The sequence below is a fragment of the Terrisporobacter muris genome, assembly GCF_024621905.1.
Lineage (GTDB): Bacteria > Bacillota > Clostridia > Peptostreptococcales > Peptostreptococcaceae > Terrisporobacter > Terrisporobacter muris.
This window is the reverse complement of record NZ_JANKBY010000401.1, coordinates 1-2796: the sequence shown is the minus strand read 5'-3', so window position 1 is coordinate 2796 and position 2796 is coordinate 1. Positions and strand designations below refer to the sequence as shown.

3 protein-coding genes are annotated in these 2796 nt (G+C 27.8%); all 3 read right to left on the bottom strand.

The genetic code is table 11. The annotated features are described in order from the left end of the window. Positions 1-242 precede the first annotated feature (242 nt). The gene (locus NSA58_RS18385) at positions 243-941 is read right to left on the bottom strand and encodes a response regulator (RefSeq protein ID WP_039677955.1); all 699 of its coding nucleotides are present in this window, start codon (positions 939-941) and stop codon (positions 243-245) included. Continuing rightward, the gene (locus NSA58_RS18380) at positions 942-2456 is read right to left on the bottom strand and encodes a DUF4118 domain-containing protein (protein WP_079764844.1); all 1515 of its coding nucleotides are present in this window, start codon (positions 2454-2456) and stop codon (positions 942-944) included. It abuts the gene before it with no gap. A gap of 68 nt (positions 2457-2524) precedes the next feature. Further along, positions 2525-2796 (bottom strand): tetratricopeptide repeat protein (locus tag NSA58_RS18375; protein WP_257560809.1); only part of this gene is annotated, 272 nt, incomplete at its 5' end.

Genomic DNA, 2796 nt, shown 5'->3' with positions numbered 1-2796 from the left:
CATTATCTCCTTGTTTTTGTTATTGTAATGAGTATATTTTAACAAAGAGGTTATAAATTTTGTATTAAGATATAATAAAGGATATAAAGATTGTGTTAAGATTTTCTTTATATTACTAAAAAAGTATAAAAATTTACTTCGCTTAAGCTCTACGTAAATACTACACTTTAATCCCATGAGTGGTCACCTTAACTTTTATGTGAGCAATGATTTCACAAAAAAAAGAAGCCTTTAAGCTTCTTTTATTCATCAACTAGACGATATCCAATTCCCATTTCTGTAATTATATATTCTGGTTGTGCTGGGTCTTTTTCAATTTTTCTTCTTATACTTGCCATAAAAACCCTTAAGGATTGTGTTTCATTTTCCAAGTATGTTCCCCAAATCTCTTTTATTATAAATTTGTGAGTTAAAACTCTTCCACTATACTTACTCATAAGTACTATTATTTTATACTCAATTGGGGTAAGGTGAATATTTTCTCCTCTTACAAACACTTTTCGTTTTTCATAATCTATCTCCAAATCCCTAAGTTTAAATAAGGTTTTTTCTTCAATAGTATTATTGGTAGTAAAAGCATTTCTCAGACCTACTCTAACTCTAGCCAATAATTCTGAAATGCTAAAAGGTTTTGTTAAATAATCATCAGCTCCCATATCTAGTGCCTCAACCTTATCTCTTTCTCTGCCTCTTGCTGATACTACAATTATTTTTGCCTTTGTATTTTCTCTAATTTGTTTTATTACATCTATTCCATCCATATCAGGTAAACCTAAATCAAGAATTATTATATCTGGATTTGCAGAATATACAAGTGATATGGCATTACTTCCTAAATTTGTATCTATACATTTATAGTTTTGAGCTTCCAACGATACTTTTATAAACTTACTAATGGGATTATCATCTTCCACGACTAAAATTAATGGTTTTATCTCCATTTATGCCTCTCTTTCTATAGGTATGGAAAAGCTAAAAGTTGCTCCTCCTAACTCATTATTAAATACTTTGATTGTCCCTCCATGTGCCTCTACAATGGATTTACATATTGCTAGTCCTAAGCCAACGCCTCTTTGTTCATTTCCCGAACCTCTATTTTTTGTGAAAAATCTTTGAAAAATATTATCCAAATCTTCTTTTAATATTCCATTTCCATTATCTTTAACCTGAAATATTACTTTATCTTTTTCTTTTTCAATAATAATTTGTATTTCACAACCCTTAGGTGTATATCTAACACCATTTTGAATTAAGTTTACTAATACTTGCTCTATAAGCAAACCATCAATATCTATTAAAATAATCTCTTCTGGTAAAAACAATTTGATCTCATGATCATTGGAATATTTTTTTACCTTAGATATGGACTCCACAACTATTTCATCTAAAACTTCCATGTTTTTATTAATTTTTAATCTACCTTCATCTATCCTAGTCATACTAAGGATATTTTCAAAAGACTGACTAAGCCACACTGTATCATCATAAATATTTTTAAGTAAATCTTTTTTAATATTAGTTTCAAGTAAATCATAATTATCCATTATGGTAGAAACTGAACCTAATATGCTAGCAAGAGGGGTTCTTAAATCATGAGAAATTGATCTTAATAAATTTCCTCTAAGTCTTTCACTTTCAGCTTCTAAATTTACTAATCGGTTTTTTTCATATAATTCTTCTCTTTGTATAGCAAGGGCAAGCTGCGCACATATTGACTGTAACACCATACTTTCACTACTTTCTGTAGTTAATTTATCATCATAATATATACCTACTACACCTATTACCTTCTCATCATTTTTTATGGGATAGTAAGATGAATTTAGTTCCTCATAATAAGGTGTACCCTTGCCTACTACTTTACCTATTTCATAAGTATATTTTATTGCTTTTTTATCTAAACAACTTGAAAAAGTATATTTTAATTCCTCATCCTTTAAACTGTAAATATATTGTTCTTCATTACCATCATTTATAAGAATTATAATATCTTTTTTTAAAATTTCCACCAAACTTTCACCAGAAAAATCTAATACTTGCTTTTTATTTCTTGCACCTAAAAGTTTTTTATTACTTATATATAATTCTTCTATTGTTTTCTCCCTTAAGCTACAAGACTCTGCTTCCTTTTTCACTCTAGATGTAAGCGTACTAGTAATTAAGGCTGTAATTAGCATTATTAAAAATGTTATAGGATAATCTGCTCTATCTGCCATTAGTGTGTAGTACGGCTCTGTAAAAAAGAAATTAAATGAAAGAACACTTATTATGGACGCAAGTATTCCATAAACATATCCATTTGTAATACTGGATGTAAATAGTACTCCCAAAATATAAACTAAAATTATTGTTGCCTCATTTAAGTTTATATTCCAAAATACAAAGGATATAATAATATCTAGTATCATAATAATTATAGTTCTAAAAAAATCATCTCTATAAGTTTTAAGTTTCATAAAATTTCCCTCATACTAATTTTATCTTATTCTTCTATTATAAAATATTTCGGTGAAAATTTCTTCTATCAACTTATTTCTTCTCCATAATCTATATATTTGTCACTACATATATATCTAAAAGTTCCTAATCTTTCAAGGTTTTTTATTGGAGCAATAAAATCCGGTTCCAAATCACAAGCAACTCTATAATGCTTTCTTGCTCTATTAAAATCTCCATGCTTTTCATAATATATTCCCAATAGATTATGAATTTTTCCAGAAGATAAATCTTCAACCATTGCCTCTTTAATATTATTAATAGCTGCATCATAATCATTCATTTTTAAATAAAGATCGG

What these genes read in the sequence shown, in the direction of transcription:
- NSA58_RS18385 (WP_039677955.1), bottom strand. Translation starts at nt 941, where the DNA reads ATGGAGATAAAACCATTAATTTTAGTCGTGGAAGATGATAATCCCATT.
- NSA58_RS18380 (WP_079764844.1), bottom strand. Translation starts at nt 2,456, where the DNA reads ATGAAACTTAAAACTTATAGAGATGATTTTTTTAGAACTATAATTATT.